Raw genomic sequence first — 15,785 nt, 5'->3', positions numbered from 1 at the left:
CGTCAGAGGCTGCTGGGGTGTCGGTCTGGCTGATCCCGGTCAGGATCCGGACCGGCACCCCAGCAGTCACTCAAGCGCGCAGGCCCATCCGGTGCAGTTCGAGTGCTGCGAAGCGGTCGATGGACTTGGCGTCGCCCGTGCGCCACGCGCCGACCGGGTCGGAGTGGATGGCGGTCAGCTTGCCGAGCCGGGCCGAGGACAGCGCGCGCAGCGCCAGGAGTTCGGACGCCGCCTCCGGCGCCATGGCGCGGAGCCGCCGCGCCCCCGAGGCCCGCGCGATCCACCGCGCGCGGGCGGGCAGCCAGGTCAGCAGCACCAGCGCGATCGGGATAACCGCCGTCACCAGCGCCAGCCAGAACGCCATGTCGCCGACGGACTCCTGGAAGCCGACCCCCGCCGAGGACAGGCTCTCGCCCGCGTTGCCCGCGCTGTTGAACGGTTTGGCGAGCTGGTCGCCCGCCAGCGGGACCTCGCGGACGTTCTTCGCCGCCGTGTCCATGTTCGAGCTGAGCCCGCCGCCCGCCTTCTCCAGCAGTTCCCCCGGTGTCGCGAACGCGAGCACGGCGGCGTGCAGGCCCATGGCGGCCCACACCCACCACGCCATCCACGCGAGCGCGAACACGTCCGCGAGGACCTGGACGAGGAAGCGGGCGGGGCGGTCGGCGTAGATATTCATCGGACGCTCCAGGGGGAGGGCTGCGAGGGCCAAGACATTCCCCCGGTTTCCCCCTGCTAACCCGATTGTCCCCATTGCGGCGCCGTGCCCTGGTCCGTGCCGCGCGGCCGCTCAGGTCGGCGGGATTTTGCCGGAATATGGGCGGTTCCGGCCTGCGCGCCGGGCGGACCCCGATGCGCCGCGTCCGTAGGTTCTCGGTGATACGCACTGGATCCGGATGACACGCACCGGATCCACGGGTCTGGCGAGGTGGGCATGGGCACGGAGCGGGAATCGGGCGCCGCCGTCGCGGCACGGGGCGGTCGGCGCCGGAAGGCCCTTCCTGTGGCAGGGGCCGCCGCGCTCATCATCGCGGCGCTCATCGCGGTGTCGCAGGCCACCGGTGCCGCTGCGCCGCCCGACCCCTACGCCGAGAGCACCTGGGCCGCGCTGGAGCTGCCCGCCGACGTGTACGGCCCGAACGCCGTGTCCGGACGCTACGGCCACATCCAGGCGGACGCCGACACCGGCGGGTACCTCGACGCCGACTTCACCGCCGACCCCGACGGCATCGCGCCGTACCTGCCGGCCGCCCTCCGGCAGGCGCAGATCAGCATCCACACCGGGAGCGGGGAGTCCGCCACCGCCCGCGCCACCCTGACCAACCTCACCTTCCGCGTGCCCGCACCCGCCAAGGGCGGTGCGGCCGAGGTCATCACGCAGGGCGGCACCCCGGCGGGCGGCCTGTACCGCGTGATGGACGTCGCGAACGTGCAGAACTACGTACAGTGCAACCCCCCGGCAGCGCCCATCGTGCAGGCCAACACCAACGCCGACGCCATCACCGTCTTCGGCAATCCGGTGGCCGTCGACGGGACGACCGCCTTCGAGGTCCCCGGGAACTACAGCGGCGACACCGACACGGTCCGGGTGACCGTGAACGCGCGCTACATCCGCGAGGTCGCCGGGCAGCAGGCGCGGATCCGCATCGTCCTCGACGTGTCGGCCGAGGCGCTGCGCGCCGACGGGAGCGTCGCCGACCAGGCGCAGCTGTACGCGCTGACGCTCGGCGACGTCTACGTGGACTGTGACGGGACGCCGCCGGTGGACCCCACCCCCACCCCGGACCCGGATCCCGACCCGGACCCGGATCCCAGTCCGAGCACAAGCCCCAGCCCGTCCGCGAGCCCGAGTGCCAGTCCGACCCCGCGGCCGCGCCCGAGTCCGAGCTTCAGCCCGCGCCCGCGCCCGTCCCCGTCCCCGAGCCCGAGTGCCAGTCCCAGCCCCAGTGTCAGTCCGAGTCCGAGCCCGTCCGGGTCCGCGTCTCCGAGCCCGACCGAGTCTCCGTCTCCGTCCACGGGGCCCGAGCCGGACGGGTCGGGCCCCGTGGACGGAGACGGAGACTCCGGCGGCCTGCTGCCGGTCACCGGGATGGACCTGGCGGCGCTTCTCGGCATGGCGGTCGTGGTGCTCGGCGGCGGGGCGGCGCTCGTCGTGCTGGCCCGGCGGGGAAACGGGTGACCTGCGCGGACGGGACCGCGGGTGCTTGCCAAGGCGTCCCGCGCCGACGACCATGGACACCATGGCCGACACGAACAGCCAAGAGAGCAGCATCCTGCGGCAGATCAGCGCCCTCGTCACCGAGGAGCGCGACCTCCGGGAGCGCAGCGAGCACCGGCTGACACCCGAGGAGCGCAAGCGCATCCGCGCCCTGGACGTCGAACTCGACCAGTGCTGGGACCTGCTGCGCCAGCGCCGCGCGCGCGACGAGTTCGACCAGGACCCCGGCACCGCCGCGGTGCGACCGGCGTCGGAGGTCGAGGGGTACCGCCAGTAGCAGCGCCCTGAAGGCCGCGCACACGGGGCTTCCCTGACCCGGTGGGCGCCGGTAATGTCTCTTCCCGAATTGCGCCCCGACGCCCCCGACCTCCCGGGCCGGCAGGGGCCGATCGGGAAGAGAGCGCATGCTGGAACTGCTGACCGGTGCGGGACTGGCCTCGGCCGCAGGGCTCAACGCCTACGTGCCACTGCTGCTCGTCGGGCTGGTCGCGCGGTTCACCGGCCTGCTCGACCTCTCACCGGCCTGGCAGTGGCTGGAGCACCCGGTGTTCCTGGTGGTCCTCGCGGTGCTGCTGGTCGTGGAGATGGGCGCCGACAAGGTCCCCGGGCTCGACAGCGCCAACGACATCGTGCAGACCCTCATCCGCCCCACGTCGGGCGGCATCACCTTCGGTGCGGGTGCGAGTTCGCTCGCACCGGACGAGGTGGCCTCGCTCGCCGACGGCTCCGGCTCGTGGGCGCCGGTCTTCGCGGGGGTGTGCATCGCGCTGCTGCTGCACATCGCCAAGGCGCTCGCCCGGCCGGTGCTGAACGCACTCACCTTCGGGACGGGCGCCCCGGTCGTCAGCACCCTGGAGGACATCAGCAGCACGGTGGTCGCCGTCCTCGCGATCGTCGTGCCGATCCTCATCATCGTGGTCGTCCCGCTCATCGTGGTGCTGCTCGTCTGGGCGATCCGGCGGCGCCGCAGGCGCAAGGCCGCCAAGGCGGCGGGGGCGGCGGGGGCGGCGCGACCCGGCGGCGGCGCGTCGGCATAGAGTGCGGGACGTGGCAGATCTTCCTCGCACCGCTCCGACCGGAATCACGCACATCGTCTGGGACTGGAACGGCACCCTCCTCGACGACAACCACGCCAACCTCGCCGCCGTCAACCGGGTCTGCGCGCGGTTCGGCCGCGAGCCGATCGCGCTGGACGACTGGCGGGCCATGTTCCGGCGCCCGCTCACTGCGTGCTACGAGGAGCTGCTAGGCCGGCCGTTCGCCGATGGCGAGTGGGCGCGGGTGAACGAGGACTACGACCGGGCGTACCGCGAGCTCCTCCCGTCGTGCGGGCTCGCGGAGGGGGCGCTCGACGTCCTCGGCGCGTGGCGCGACCGCGGCGGCTCCCAGTCGCTGCTGTCGATGGCCGGGCACGAGTTCCTGGTCCCGCTGATCGACGAGCGGGGCCTCACCCCGCACTTCACCCGGGTCGACGGGCGCCGCTACGACACCGACACCGACTCCAAGGCCGACCACCTGGTCGACCACCTCAGCGCCCAGGGCATCGACCCCGCCACGACCGTGCTCATCGGCGACATCGACGACGACGCCCGCGCCGCCGAGGCGGCCGGCGCGCACGCGGTCCTGGTCGCCACCGGGCTGATGGGCCGCGAGCGGCTCACCGCCACGGGGCACCCCGTCGCCGACTCCGCCGCCGAGGCCGTGGCGCTGCTGCGCGCCTGAGCCCGGCCCTCCGCACAGCGGCGCGGGGCGGCACCCCACCTGGGGTGCCGCCCCGCGCGGCGTACGAGGGGTGTGCTGGTCAGCCGAGCGCGACCTTGCGGGCGGCCTCGAAGCGCTCCTGGACGTCGGCCCAGTTGACGACGTTCCAGAACGCCTTGACGTAGTCGGCCTTCACGTTCTTGTACTGGAGGTAGAAGGCGTGCTCCCACATGTCGAGCAGCAGCAGCGGGTAGGAGCCCGCCGCGAGGTTGCCCTGGTGGTCGTAGAGCTGCTCGATGATGAGCCGCTGGCCGAGGATGTCCCAGGCGAGGATCGACCACCCGGAGCCCTGGATGCCGGTCGCGACCGCGCTGAAGTGAGCGCGGAACGCGTCGAAGGAGCCGAACGCGTCGTCGATCGCCGCGCCGAGCTCGCCTTCGGGCTTGTCGCCGCCGTCGGGCGACAGGTTCGGCCAGAACACCGAGTGGTTGACGTGCCCGGCCAGGTTGAAGGCCAGGTTCTTCTGGAAGAGGTTCACCGAGCCGAGCTCGTTCTTGTCGCGAGCCTCGGCCAGCTTGTCCAGCGCGTCGTTGGCACCCTTGACGTAGGTCGCGTGGTGCTTGTCGTGGTGCAGCTCCATGATCTGGCCGGAGATCCACGGTTCGAGCGCGGCGTAGTCGTAGGGCAGCTCGGGAAGAGAATAGGGCGCGGACATTACGCACCTTTCCTATGACTCGGTTCTGCGGTGGATTATGCGATGTGATCGCTGCGAATGAAGCTATCAGCACGGCTGCTGGACGGCCGGTGTCGCCTTGCCGACAGCGGCTTCCAGGAATAACGCGGCCGCCCGGCGCGTTGGCGGCGCCGGCGGACGCCTGAGGCCCCCGCCGGTCGACGCGCCGTCCCAGTCGTCTACCGCGTTCGGTGCCGCCGAAACGCGCCCGGGCCGGCCGGACCCGCCGCGGCGGTCACGGGACCAGCAGCACCAGGGCGTCGGCGACGAGGGCGGGGCGCTCGCCGCCGTCGATCTCCACGGTGTGCCGCATCGTGAACAGCAGCCCCTTGGGGGTCTCCTTCGCCGCGACCAGTTCGACGCCGTCGCGCACGCGCGCCCCTTCCCGCACCGGTTGCAGGAAGCGGACCTTGTCGAGGCCGTAGTTGATGCCCATGGCGGGCGGGGTCTCCAGCGTGTACACCTCGGCCCCGAACAGCGGGAGCATCGACAGCGACAGGAAGCCGTGCGCGATCGTCCCCCCGAACGGCCCCTGCGCCGCGCGCTCGGCGTCGACGTGGATCCACTGGTGGTCGCCTGTCGCGGCGGCGAACCGGTCGATCCGGTCCTGGGTCACGGAGTGCCACGCGCTGTGGCCGAGATGCTCCCCCGCCGCCGCTGCCAGAGCGGTGGCGTCGCTGAACGTGCGCATGCGCGGGCTCCCTTCGCGAAGGACTTCCGGGGGACCGACTCTAGCGACCGGCGGCCCGGCACAGGGCGGCGCGGGCCGTCCTCCGCGCGGGGACGGGGCGTGGCCCGCGGCAGCGGCGCGGCGGTGCGCCCCGCGCGGGTCGGAGCGGGCAGGTCACAGTGGGCAGGTCACAGTGGGCGGGTCATAGCGGGCACGTCACAGCGTGCGGCGTCCGCCGTCGGTGATGCTCTCGGCCTCGACGGCGAGGGAGCGGACGGTGTCCTCGGCGACCGTGTGGCCGATGCCGGACCGGGTCAGCGGCACCGGGGCGACCCCCTCGTGGGTGCGCACCGGCGGGTCGGTGAGGGCGCGGGCGAAGCGGCCGCCGGCGCCCGGCACGTCGCTGGGCAGGGTGACACCGGGCAGGGAGGCGAGGGCCACCATCGCGGCCCTGCCGATGTCGGAGGCGCCTTGCGGGTCGCACCACACCTGCCAGCCGGCGTCGACGGCGCGGTCGTGGGCGCGGCGCGCGTTGGTGAGCCCGCCCAGCGGGGCGATCCGCAGGTTGAGGGCGTCGGCGGCCTCCATGCGGACGGCGGTGTCGAGGGCGTCGAGGGTGTCGGCCGCCAGCGCGAGCGGGGTGCGCAGGTCGCGGCGGAGCCGGGCGTGCGCGGCGAGGTCGGCGGCGGGGAACGGCTGCTCGATGGCGAGCAGGCCGTAGCCGTCGAGGGCGCGCAGCACGTCGAGGTGGGCGGGGTCGTCCTCGCTGTAGCGGCCGCAGCCGTCGACCTGGAGGACGAGGTAGGGGAAGCTCTCCTGCACGGCGCGCACCGCTTCGAGGTCCCAGCCCGGTTCGATGCCGAGCCGGATACGCCGGAATCCGCTGCCGACCTGCCGGTTCACCTCCTGGACGAGGGTCTGCAAGGACGGCTGGCGGCCCAGGGTGACCCCGGTGGCGATGGCGGTGCGGGTGCCGCCGAGCGCGTGCGACAGGGGGCTTTCGCGCCACCGGCTCCACAGGTCCCAGCAGGCGGTGTCGAGCCCGGAGCGGACCTCGGGCATGGCGGTGGCGCCGTCCCAGGCGAGCGCGGCGTCGGTGGGGCGCTGCCAGGGGTGGCCCAGCAGGGCGGGGCCGTACTCCTTGACCAGGGCCCGCCACATCGACTCGTCGGCCGCCGGGATCTCACCCCAGCCGAAGCGGCCGTCGCCGTCGGCGACGCGCACCAGGATGTGCTCGGCGCTGCGGGGGCGGGTACCGGTGGACCGGCCGCGCTGCTTCGGGTGCACGAGCGGCAGCCGCACCAGTGCCGCGTCGATGGTCGCGACCCTGCGCAGCGTTGCGGGCTCGGTGCGTGACACGCGGTTCCGCCTTCCGGGTGGTCGATCGGTGTGCGACTCGTGACGTCCACCTCCGACGGTAGCCGCTCGCCGCCCGCACCGTCTGCGTCCGGGGCGGTGACAAAAAACCGCGGGGTGTGCGGGGTCCCGCCGGCCGGCGGGACCCCGCACACCCGGGCGTTCTAGTCGAGGACCTCGGCGACGGGGCGGGACTTCAGGCCGTGCGCCTGCGCAACGGCCTCGTTGGTGAGCTCGCCGCCCGCCGCGTTCAACCCCAGCGCCAGCGCGGGGTCGTCGGCGAGCGCGCCCCGCCAGCCCTTGTCGGCGAGCGCGAGCGCGTAGCGCAGCGTGTCCTTCGCGAGGGCGTTGGTCGAGGTGTTGGGCACGGCCCCGGGCATGTTCGCGACGCAGTAGAACACGGTGTCGTGGACGGTGAACGTGGGGTCGGCGTGCGTGGTGGGCCGGGAGTCCTCGAAGCAGCCGCCCTGGTCGATGGCGATGTCGACGAGGACGGCCCCCGGCCGCATGCGCGCCACCAGGTCGTTGGACACCAGCTTGGGCGCCTTCGCGCCGGGGATCAGCACCGCGCCGATCACCAGGTCGGCGGCGAGCACCGAGTTCTCCAACTGGAGCGTGTTGGAGACCACCGTGCTCACCCTGCCGTGGAACACGTCGTCGGCGTGGCGGAGCTTGGCGACGTTGAGGTCGAGCAGGGTCACCTCGGCGCCCATGCCCGCGGCGATGCGGGTGGCGTTCAGCCCCGACACCCCGGCGCCGATGACCGTGACCGACGCGGGCCGGACACCGGGCACCCCGCCCATGAGGACGCCGCGCCCGCCGTTGGGCCGCTGGAGCGTCGCCGCGCCGACCTGGGGTGCGAGCCGCCCCGCGATCTCCGACATCGGGGCGAGCAGCGGCAGCGAGCCGTCCGGGGCCTGCACCGTCTCGTAGGCGATCGCGGTGACACCGCGATCCAGCAGCGCGTCGGTGCACGGGCGCGACGCGGCCAGGTGCAGGTAGGTGAACAGGGTCTGGCCGGGCTGCATCCGGTGGTACTCCGCCGCGACCGGCTCCTTCACCTTGAGCACCAGTTCGGCGTCCGACCAGACGTCGTCGGCCTCGGGCAGGATCCGGGCCCCTGCCGCTGCGAACTCGGCGTCGGTGATGGAGGACCCCTCCCCGGCGCCGTGCTCGACCACCACCTGGTGCCCGCGGGCCACCAGTTCGTGGACGCCCGCTGGCGTGATCGCCACCCGGTATTCGTGGTTCTTGACTTCCCTGGGCACGCCGACGCGCACTTTGGGGCCTCCTCGCATCGCCATTGACACGTACGTCCCCACTCTGGCGTGTCCGGGCGCGCTTCTGCCAGGTCCCGGCGGCATCCGGGTGCGGAGACCCGCTCAACGGGCCGTGCGCGCGGCTCAGGAGGTCGCGGGCAGCAGCGGGGTGCCGTGCACGGTGGGCCCGGCGTCCGCCGCGGTGATCCGGCGGCCGGCGACCCAGGTGGCGGTCACCCGCCCCGTCAGCCGCAGCCCGGCGTAGGGGCCGGGGTCGGTGTCGGCGACCTGGTGTTTCGCATCGGGGTCGAACCCGACGAGGTCGGCGTCGCGGCCCACCGCGATACGGCCCTTGGCGCCGAGGCCCACGATGTCGGCCGGCCGCTCGGCGGTCCAGCGGGCGAGGGCGGTGAGGTCGCACCCGCGGCGCGTCGCGGCCGTCCACATGGCGGGCAGGGTCCACGAGACCACCGAGACGCCGGTGCCGGGGCGGTGGCCCGACCCGACGCAGTCGACGATCGAGTCGTCGAGGAGGGCGCTCCACAGCGCCAGCCGGTTGGCGTTGGAGCGCAGCGGCGGCCGGCACTGGAACGCGGGGGAGTGGTCGGGTACCCGCTCGGCGGGCATGCACAGGTAGTGGGGGCAGGTCTGCGCGCTCACCGGGATGCCGATGGACCGTGCGGCGGCGAGGACGGCCGCGCACTCCGCGGCCGTGAAGGGCGAGATGTGCGCGCGGGTGCCGGTGACCCGCGCGGCGGAGATGACCCGTTCCAGGCCGCGGCGTTCGGCGCGCGGCGGGCGCGACGACAGCAGCGCGCCGTTGCCGCCGCGGACCGGTACGGCGATCTCGGCGGCGTCCTCGGGGTGGACGACCAGGGTGGCGTCCATGGCGGCGAGCTCGCCCATGGTCTTGCGCAGCTGCGCCTCGTGGACCGCGCCCATGTCGGGCGCCCCGCCGTCGGACAGCGAGCAGTGGAACCCGACCACTCCGGCGCCCCGCAGCTCGGCGAGGTCGGCCGGCGTGCTGCGGCCGGTGATCCCGCCGAGGAATGCGACGTGGGTGCTGCTGTTGCCGCGCGCGGCCCGCAGGTGCCGGCGCAGCGCGGCGGCCTCGGTGAGGGCCGGCCGCGCCGGGGCGGGGGTGACCACCATGGTGGTGGTGCCGCCCGCAGCGGCCGCCGCGGTCGTGGCCGCGTAGGCGTCGGCCAGGTCCTGGCCCGGTGACTGGACGCCGACGTCCAGGTCGACGCCTCCGGGCAGCAGGGCCGCGGCGCCGAGGTCGGTCGCGTGGAACGCCTCCAGCGGAGCGTCGTAGCCGGTGATCGCGGCGATGACGCCCGCGGTCACCCCCACGGCCGCCGGGACGATCCCGTCGGGTGTCACCACCCGCTGAGAACGCACGACAAGGTCGAAATGACGCACCAGAACCCCTTCGCGATCTTGCATCGTGTCGGAAGCCGTCGGCCGTTCGGCGCGGAGTTCAACGTGTCCGCGGTCGCACGGTTTCCGGCTGTCTGCTGGGCGGCGAACAGTCGGTGAACCGGGTGTTCCGGCAGGCCGGCTGTATCGCCCGCACGGCAGCGGCGTCGTTATAGTCGTCCCTGCCGTGCCCCGAAGGCGTGGTCTGAGGCCCTCTCATTTTCCGCGACGCCGACCCGGCGTGTCTGTCGTTCGCGCATTTTCGGCGCCGAATTCTCGCGCTCCGCCCGTCCGCGGCCGGTCGGGGGCGGTCCCGGCCGCGCGGGCCGCGCCGCCGGCGCCGGGGACTCCGCGAGGAGCGTCGTGGCAGGGCTTTCGGGGTCGCGAGCCCGAAACGGCTTTCGCGACCTGGTCCGACTCATCGCCGCGAACGCGGCACCTGGAGGTTCCACGCCATGCCCACACCGCGCGCCCGGACCTGGGCACCCCCCATCGCGGTGGCCGCCGCGGGAGCCGCCGTGCCCGCGGCCCTGTCGGCGGCCTCGCTGCTGCCCTGGCCGGACGCCGTCCTGCTCACCGCGGTGTGGGCGGTCGCGGTGGGCGTCGCCGTGCTGCTCGCCGCGGTCCGCCGGGCCCTGCACCGGCTCGGTGCGCTCGCCCGCCTCGGCGCGCTCGAACAGGGCCTCGCGCGCGTCGAGGCGGAGCTGCCCGTCCTGCGGGAGCAGACGCGCGCACTGGGCGACCGCCTCGAAGACGCGCACCGCGACGGCGTCGACCGGGTGACCGGGCACGTCACCGCGCAGGGCCGCCGCGACTACGCCCAGGCGGCCGCCTGGCAGGAGCTGCGCGACTTCGTCCGGCCGGGCCCGTTCATGCCGGCGCTGCGCGACTGGGCGGCGTCCCCGGACGTGCTCTGCCTGCTGGTCGACCGGATCCGGCGCCACACGCCCGCGCTGGTCGTGGAGTGCGGCAGCGGCGCGTCCAGCGTGTGGCTGGGCTACGCGCTGCGCCGGGTGGGGACGGGGCGGCTCGTGGCGCTGGAGCACGACGAGCGCTACGCGGCGCTCAGCAGGGACCTGGTGGCCGCGCACGGGCTCGACGACATCGTGGAGGTCCGCACCGCGCCGCTGAAGGACTGGGCGCCGGAGGACGGCGGCACCGCGCAGCCCTGGTACGACCTCGACGCGCTGGCCGACCTCGCGGACATCGACCTGGTGTTCGTGGACGGCCCGCCGGCGCGCACGGCGCCCGAGGCCCGCTACCCCGCCGGCCCCGTCCTGCTGCCGCGCTGCGCGCCGGGCGCGGCGGTGCTGCTCGACGACACGATCCGCGCGGCCGAGCGGCGCACGAGCGACCGCTGGCTCGCGGCGCACCCGGACTTCGAGCGCACCGTCGAGGCGACGGAGAAGGGCACCCACGTGCTGACCCGGCGCTGAGCCGGCACCCGTCCGCCGGCCCGGCCCCGAGCCGCCGCGGGTGTTTCGCCCGTGCCTGGTGGGGGCATTTGTCCGACACGTTGTAGTAGTGCGCTTAGGCTTGTCTCGGGTGGTGTCCGCGTTGGACGTGCTGCACTCTCTCCTCGGCGTCTCCGCCGCGGCTGCGGCCCCGTGGTTCTGGGGCGCACTGGGGGTGCTCGTCGGCGCGGCGACCGCCGCGGTGGTGATGCGTCGCCACCGGCGACCGCAGCAGCCAACACGACTACAACGGAGCGGCACCCGTGGCTTCCCCCGGCACCCGCGAGAGTGACACCGGACACGACCACCGGCCTTCGGGCGCCGGGTCGGCCGTCCAGCTCGCCGTAGGCGGCGTCGCCGTCCTGCTCATCGCGCTGCTCGCGGCGCTCCTGGCGGGCGGTTCGCTGACCGAGGCGGTCCCCGAGAACCTGTCCGACCCCGGCGACGCCACACGCTGGGGGCTGCCCATCGCCAAGGCCGCCAACGACGTCCTCGGCGCGGTCACCGTCGGCCTGCTGCTGATGGCGGCCCTGCTGCTGCCCGCGGGCAAGGGGCTGCTCGGCGACCAGGCGCAGGGCTACGTGCGCGCGGCGTCCTGGGCGGCGCTGGGCTGGGGCGCCGCCGCGGCGCTGACCCTCGTGCTGCAACTGTCCGACATCCTCGGCATGCCGCCGCTCACCGTCCTCGGCAACGAGCTGACCAGCTACGCCGGCGGTATCGCCCAGGGGCGCAGCCTGATGCTGGTCATCCTGATCGCCACCGGCGTCGCACTGGCGGGGCGCTCGGTCGGCTCGTCGACCGGCGCGCTGGGGATGCTCGGCCTGGCCCTCGCCGGGCTGGTCCCGCCGGCCCTCACCGGGCACGCCGCCTCCTCGCCGAACCACGAGCTTGCCGTCACCGGCGTCGCGCTGCACGTCCTCGCCATCTCGGTGTGGGTCGGCGGGATCGCCGCGGTCGGCTACCACGCGCTGCGCCCCGCCGGCACGGCGATGCCCGAGGTGGCCGACCGGTTCAGCCGCATCGCCCTGTGGGCCTACATCGGGGTGGCGGTCAGCGGCGCCGCCAGCTCGCTGAGCCGGCTGTACGCCGTCCACCAGCTCTGGACCGAACCCTACGGGCGGCTGATCCTCGCGAAGATCGCCCTGTTCGCCGCGCTCGGCGCCGTCGGCTACCTGCACCGCACGCGGACGGTCCCGCGCGTCGCCGAGGGCGCCGGGCGGCGGCTGTTCGCGCGGATCGCCGCGGTGGAGGTCCTCATCATGTCGGCGGTCATGGGCCTCGCCGTGGCGCTGAGCCGCACCGACCCGCCGGACCCGCCCGAGACGCCGGGCGGCGAGGTCGACCCGGTCCGCGAACTCCTCGGCTTCGCGATGCCGCCCCCGCCGACCTTCGGCGGCTACCTCACCCTGTGGCGCCCCGACCTGTTCTTCATCATCGCCATCGCGGTGCTCGGCGGACTGTACGCCGCGGCCGTCGTCCGGCTGGTGCGGCGCGGCGACCCGTGGCCGTGGGGGCGCACCGTCGCATGGTTCCTGGGGCTGCTCACCATGGTCGCCGTGCTCCTCAGCGGGATCAGCACCTACGCGATGGTGCTGTTCAGCACGCACATGGTGCAGCACATGGTGCTGTCGATGCTGACGCCCATCCTGCTGGTGCTCGGCGCGCCGGCGACACTGGCGCTGCGGGCGCTGAAACCGGCGCGCAAGCGCGGCGACCGGGGCCCGCGCGAATGGCTGAACCTGTTCCTGCAAAGCCGCTTCGCGTCGCTGGTCACCCACCCCGCGGTCGCGGCGCCGCTGTTCGTCGTGAGCACCTACGCGCTCTACTTCACCCCGCTGTTCGGCACGCTCATGTCGGCGCACCTCGGCCACCTGGTCATGAACACCCACTTCATCCTGACCGGGTTCCTGTTCTACTGGATCGTGGTCGGGATCGACCCGGCCCCGCGCAAGATCCCCTTCCTGCTGCGCATCGTGCTGCTGCTGCTCGTCATGGGCTTCCACGCGTTCTTCGGCATCGCCATCATGATGCAGTCGGCGCCGATCGGGATGGAGTACTACGGGCAGTTCGACGTCCCGTGGCAGTCCGACGTCGCCGCCACCCAGTACGAGGGCGGCGGCATCGCGTGGGCGATCGGCGAGATCCCCACCGCGCTGGTCCTGCTCGTGCTGGTGCGGCAGTGGTCGCGGGACGAGGAGCGCACCGAGCGCCGCCGCATCCGGCACAGCAGGCGCGACGGCTCCGACGACGCCGACATGGACGACTACAACGCCTACCTGAAGCGGCTGGAAGAGCAGGCGAAACGGCAGGGCTAGCGGAACCCGCCCCGGCGGCGGGCGGCGGGCTCACACCAGTACGGTGCCGACCCCGGCGCCGAACAGCCCCAGCGCCCCGCACACGGCCACCACGGCGATGAAGGACGCCGGGGTCGGCCGCAGCAGCGGCGCACGCCCCGCGGTGACCGGGGCGGTGCGGCGCGCCAGCGCGGGGGTGAGCGTCGCCGTCGTCGCGCAGATGAGGATGACCACGGCGAAGGCCACGCTGAACGCCGTGGTGAAACCGCTGTCCGCCGCGTAGGTGGCGGCAGCGGCGAGCACCGGCGCGGTGAGCAGCAGCAGGACCGTCAGGACACCGAAGGCGACCCGGGGCCACGAGGCGGACGCGCCCCGCCCGAACACCATGAGCAGCCCAATCAGGGCCGCCATTACCGTGGATCCGGCGATACCGAAAAGAAGGACGTTGACCAGGGCGTTCACGCCCCTATTGTTCCATCAACGCGACCGGTCCGCAGCCGGGGTCCTCACAGTGCCATGAGCAGCGCCGCGGAGTACACGGGGACGCATTGGAGCACCCGCCGGGCCGCCGCGGACGGGTCCGACGGGCCGTCCGGGCCGGCCCCGAACCGGATCCGCTGCACCCGCCGCGCCAGCGCACGGTCCAGCAGCACCAGCGACCGCGCGCCGGACAGCACCGCCGCCGGGCCGTCGGCGCACCGGTCGAGCAGCCGCCGCCAGCGCAGGCCGTGCGTGCGGAAACTGCGCGAGGTGACCATCCGGCCGCGCTCCAGCTGCCCCCGCCGGGCCTCGGCGGGTTCGGCGTCGAGGAGCAGCAGGTGCGGTTCGACCCGCGCGAGGCGGCACACGACGCTGATGAGGGTGCGGACGGCGGGGCGGGTCGCGGTCTCGTGCACGATGACCGGCCCGCCGCTGCACAGCGCCAGCAGGATCCGCACATAGTGCAGCAGGTGCACCACCCAGCGCCACGCCGGGTACGGCACGGCCCCCAGCCACGGCGCGAGGGCGTTGCGCGACTGCTGGGAGTCGACGACCCGCACCCCGTCGGGTGAGCGGACCGTGCGGACCTCCGTCCCGGTGAGCCCGTACAAGCGGCTGAGCAGGGTGGACTTACCGGCGCCCGGGATACCTCCGAGGAGGACCAGGGACCTTCGGGGATAGTGGAGAAGCCTGCGGTCCGGAGACGGCACGGGACCGGGGCACGGGTCGGTGGCGACTGTGGGTGGCATCAGGCGGACTCCTGCTCGCCGTGGGTAAGTGCAGGGTAAACACGGAAGCGCCCGCACTCTACATTCTTGCAGGTCAAGGACTGTAGAGATACGGGCGCCCCAGCTACGTCAACAAGGCGTCAACGTGTCAGACGCACACTCATTCGCCTTCACCATCCCCGAAGGCTTCATCGATGGCGTTGCGCACTGAATCATCAGAGTTCGGGTAGAGGTGCCCGTAAACGTCCATCGTAATCGATATCGAAGAATGCCCCATCCATGATTGAAGTTTCTTAGGTGACTCGTTTCGGTCGATCATGACGGACGCGAACGTGTGGCGCAGCGTGTGAACGGTGGCTTGAATCTTGAGTTCTTCGCACACCTTACGAAACTTGTGCGTGAAGAGGTTATTGCTTTGAGCGCGTCCGCCTGGAGAAAGAAAAACCAGCTCTACACGACGAGGCTTATCGCCCCGCACAGGAACGTCAGCAAGAACGCTCCCTTCTGTATCTCGATACTTACGAAGAAGTCGCACCAGTAGCGGAGATATCGGCACACTGCGGTATGAACTACTCGTTTTCAGGGGGCAGAATTCACGATCCTGTACCTGATAGACAACATCTATCATTTTTCGATCGAAGTCGATGCAGTCCCATGTAAGTGCTCTCAATTCGCCGACGCGCAGTCCGGTCATTGCGCCGACGAGAACCATCATGCGCAGATCCGGGCGAAGCGCGTTGGCGATAGCCCAGACCGACGCTGGAGTCAGGGGAACGAAACGGTTTCTCGGAAGCTCCGGAAGAACGATCCGAGTGCAGGGAGTCTTACGGATCATGTCGGTATCGAACGCCGATTGGAATACCGCGGAGAGAACACCGAAACATAGTCGTACCGACCGAGCCGCCCGATCCTTAGACCACCTATTGACGACTTCCTGTACATCATCTTTCGTGACAGCCCGCACCGGGACATCACCGAGCACCGGGTAAATGTGAAGGTCGAGCATTGTGCGGTACACCGATGATGTCTCAGGACGCCGCATCGCCTCAACCGTGCCCATCCATTTTTCCGCTACCTCACGAACCGTCTTTTTCGACCGGTAGTCTTCAAGGATTCCCGAATCCTTCTGAGAACGGATCTTGTTTCGGAACGCCGTGGCTTTCTTCCACGTATTCCACGTTTTCGAGGTCTGCGTTCCCATGGAATCGCGGTAAGGAACCTTATACGCGATTACATCCTTTCCTGCGTTCTTCGATTCCCGCGCGAGCCGCACCTTGCGCACGCCATCACGCATCGTGCCCACTGGCCACTTTTCATTATCGCTTGCCACGTCTACACTCCCTAGGTGAACGGGTCGGTCCTACTCATTTTAATAAGGAATCCGCTGATTATCGAACCGCTACCGGTTATCGGAAAGCCGAATCTTTGTCGCCACCCAGCCCTTAATGTCGACCGGGGAGAACCGCAGGTGCCCAC

The 15,785-nt window shown here is 72.2% G+C and carries 15 protein-coding genes; 6 read left to right on the top strand and 9 right to left on the bottom strand.

Annotated features, from left to right (window positions below; genetic code table 11):
* Positions 1-70: 70 nt before the first annotated feature.
* Positions 71-676 (bottom strand): hypothetical protein, encoded by a 606-nt coding sequence (locus CLV63_RS15915; RefSeq protein ID WP_106583826.1) that lies wholly within the window; start codon positions 674-676, stop codon positions 71-73.
* A 255-nt stretch (positions 677-931) separates the two neighbouring features.
* Here CLV63_RS15915 and CLV63_RS33580 point away from each other — a divergent pair, with 255 nt between their 5' ends.
* The 4 genes from CLV63_RS33580 (at position 932) to CLV63_RS15895 (ending at position 3,937) form a co-directional block, all read left to right on the top strand.
* Entirely contained in the window at positions 932-2,176 is a 1,245-nt protein-coding gene (locus CLV63_RS33580; RefSeq protein WP_170134232.1) for a hypothetical protein, read from the top strand.
* A gap of 61 nt (positions 2,177-2,237) precedes the next feature.
* Positions 2,238-2,492 carry a DUF2630 family protein gene (locus tag CLV63_RS15905; RefSeq protein ID WP_106583989.1) on the top strand — a complete coding sequence of 85 codons (255 nt, stop codon included), beginning with the start codon at positions 2,238-2,240 and terminating at the stop codon, positions 2,490-2,492.
* Between the two features lie 127 nt (positions 2,493-2,619).
* Positions 2,620-3,252, top strand: coding sequence for a DUF4126 domain-containing protein (locus tag CLV63_RS15900; RefSeq protein ID WP_106583825.1), 633 nt, complete (start codon positions 2,620-2,622; stop codon positions 3,250-3,252).
* Positions 3,253-3,262: 10 nt separating this feature from the next.
* Positions 3,263-3,937: an HAD family hydrolase gene (locus CLV63_RS15895; protein ID WP_106583987.1), complete on the top strand. Its 675-nt coding sequence runs from the start codon at positions 3,263-3,265 to the stop codon at positions 3,935-3,937.
* A gap of 79 nt (positions 3,938-4,016) precedes the next feature.
* Here the strand turns inward: CLV63_RS15895 and CLV63_RS15890 are convergent, their stop codons facing one another.
* From CLV63_RS15890 to CLV63_RS15870, 5 genes are all read right to left on the bottom strand, one after another.
* On the bottom strand, positions 4,017-4,631 hold the full coding sequence (locus CLV63_RS15890) for a superoxide dismutase (RefSeq protein ID WP_106583824.1): 615 nt from the start codon (positions 4,629-4,631) through the stop codon (positions 4,017-4,019).
* Positions 4,632-4,884: 253 nt separating this feature from the next.
* On the bottom strand, positions 4,885-5,340 hold the full coding sequence (locus tag CLV63_RS15885) for a MaoC family dehydratase (protein ID WP_106583823.1): 456 nt from the start codon (positions 5,338-5,340) through the stop codon (positions 4,885-4,887).
* Positions 5,341-5,535: 195 nt separating this feature from the next.
* The gene (locus CLV63_RS15880; protein WP_106583822.1) at positions 5,536-6,678 is read right to left on the bottom strand and encodes an enolase C-terminal domain-like protein; all 1,143 of its coding nucleotides are present in this window, start codon (positions 6,676-6,678) and stop codon (positions 5,536-5,538) included.
* A 161-nt stretch (positions 6,679-6,839) separates the two neighbouring features.
* Positions 6,840-7,955 (bottom strand): alanine dehydrogenase, encoded by a 1,116-nt coding sequence (gene ald, locus CLV63_RS15875; protein ID WP_106583821.1) that lies wholly within the window; start codon positions 7,953-7,955, stop codon positions 6,840-6,842.
* A 123-nt stretch (positions 7,956-8,078) separates the two neighbouring features.
* Complete coding sequence (locus CLV63_RS15870; protein WP_106583820.1) at positions 8,079-9,356, bottom strand: amidohydrolase family protein; 1,278 nt, start codon at positions 9,354-9,356, stop codon at positions 8,079-8,081.
* Between the two features lie 452 nt (positions 9,357-9,808).
* On the opposite strand from CLV63_RS15870, the gene CLV63_RS15865 reads away from it, so the two are divergent.
* A complete protein-coding gene (locus tag CLV63_RS15865; protein WP_106583819.1) occupies positions 9,809-10,789 on the top strand; it encodes a class I SAM-dependent methyltransferase in 981 nt (326 codons plus the stop codon).
* A gap of 281 nt (positions 10,790-11,070) precedes the next feature.
* Positions 11,071-13,122, top strand: coding sequence for a cytochrome c oxidase assembly protein (locus tag CLV63_RS15855; protein WP_106583817.1), 2,052 nt, complete (start codon positions 11,071-11,073; stop codon positions 13,120-13,122).
* A 30-nt stretch (positions 13,123-13,152) separates the two neighbouring features.
* Here CLV63_RS15855 and CLV63_RS15850 read toward each other — a convergent pair whose 3' ends face one another.
* The 3 genes from CLV63_RS15850 to CLV63_RS15840 all read right to left on the bottom strand — a co-directional run bounded on the left by CLV63_RS15850 (position 13,153) and on the right by CLV63_RS15840 (position 15,639).
* The gene (locus tag CLV63_RS15850) at positions 13,153-13,563 is read right to left on the bottom strand and encodes a hypothetical protein (RefSeq protein WP_106583816.1); all 411 of its coding nucleotides are present in this window, start codon (positions 13,561-13,563) and stop codon (positions 13,153-13,155) included.
* A 44-nt stretch (positions 13,564-13,607) separates the two neighbouring features.
* Positions 13,608-14,330 (bottom strand): AAA family ATPase, encoded by a 723-nt coding sequence (locus CLV63_RS15845; protein WP_106583815.1) that lies wholly within the window; start codon positions 14,328-14,330, stop codon positions 13,608-13,610.
* Between the two features lie 139 nt (positions 14,331-14,469).
* Positions 14,470-15,639, bottom strand: a complete 1,170-nt coding sequence (locus CLV63_RS15840) for a tyrosine-type recombinase/integrase (protein ID WP_146165573.1) — start codon at positions 15,637-15,639, stop codon at positions 14,470-14,472.
* Positions 15,640-15,785: the final 146 nt, after the last annotated feature.

Origin of the sequence: Murinocardiopsis flavida, assembly GCF_003014485.1 — a bacterium.
Taxonomy (GTDB): domain Bacteria; phylum Actinomycetota; class Actinomycetes; order Streptosporangiales; family Streptosporangiaceae; genus Murinocardiopsis; species Murinocardiopsis flavida.
This window is presented reverse-complemented; position numbering and strand designations above follow the sequence as displayed.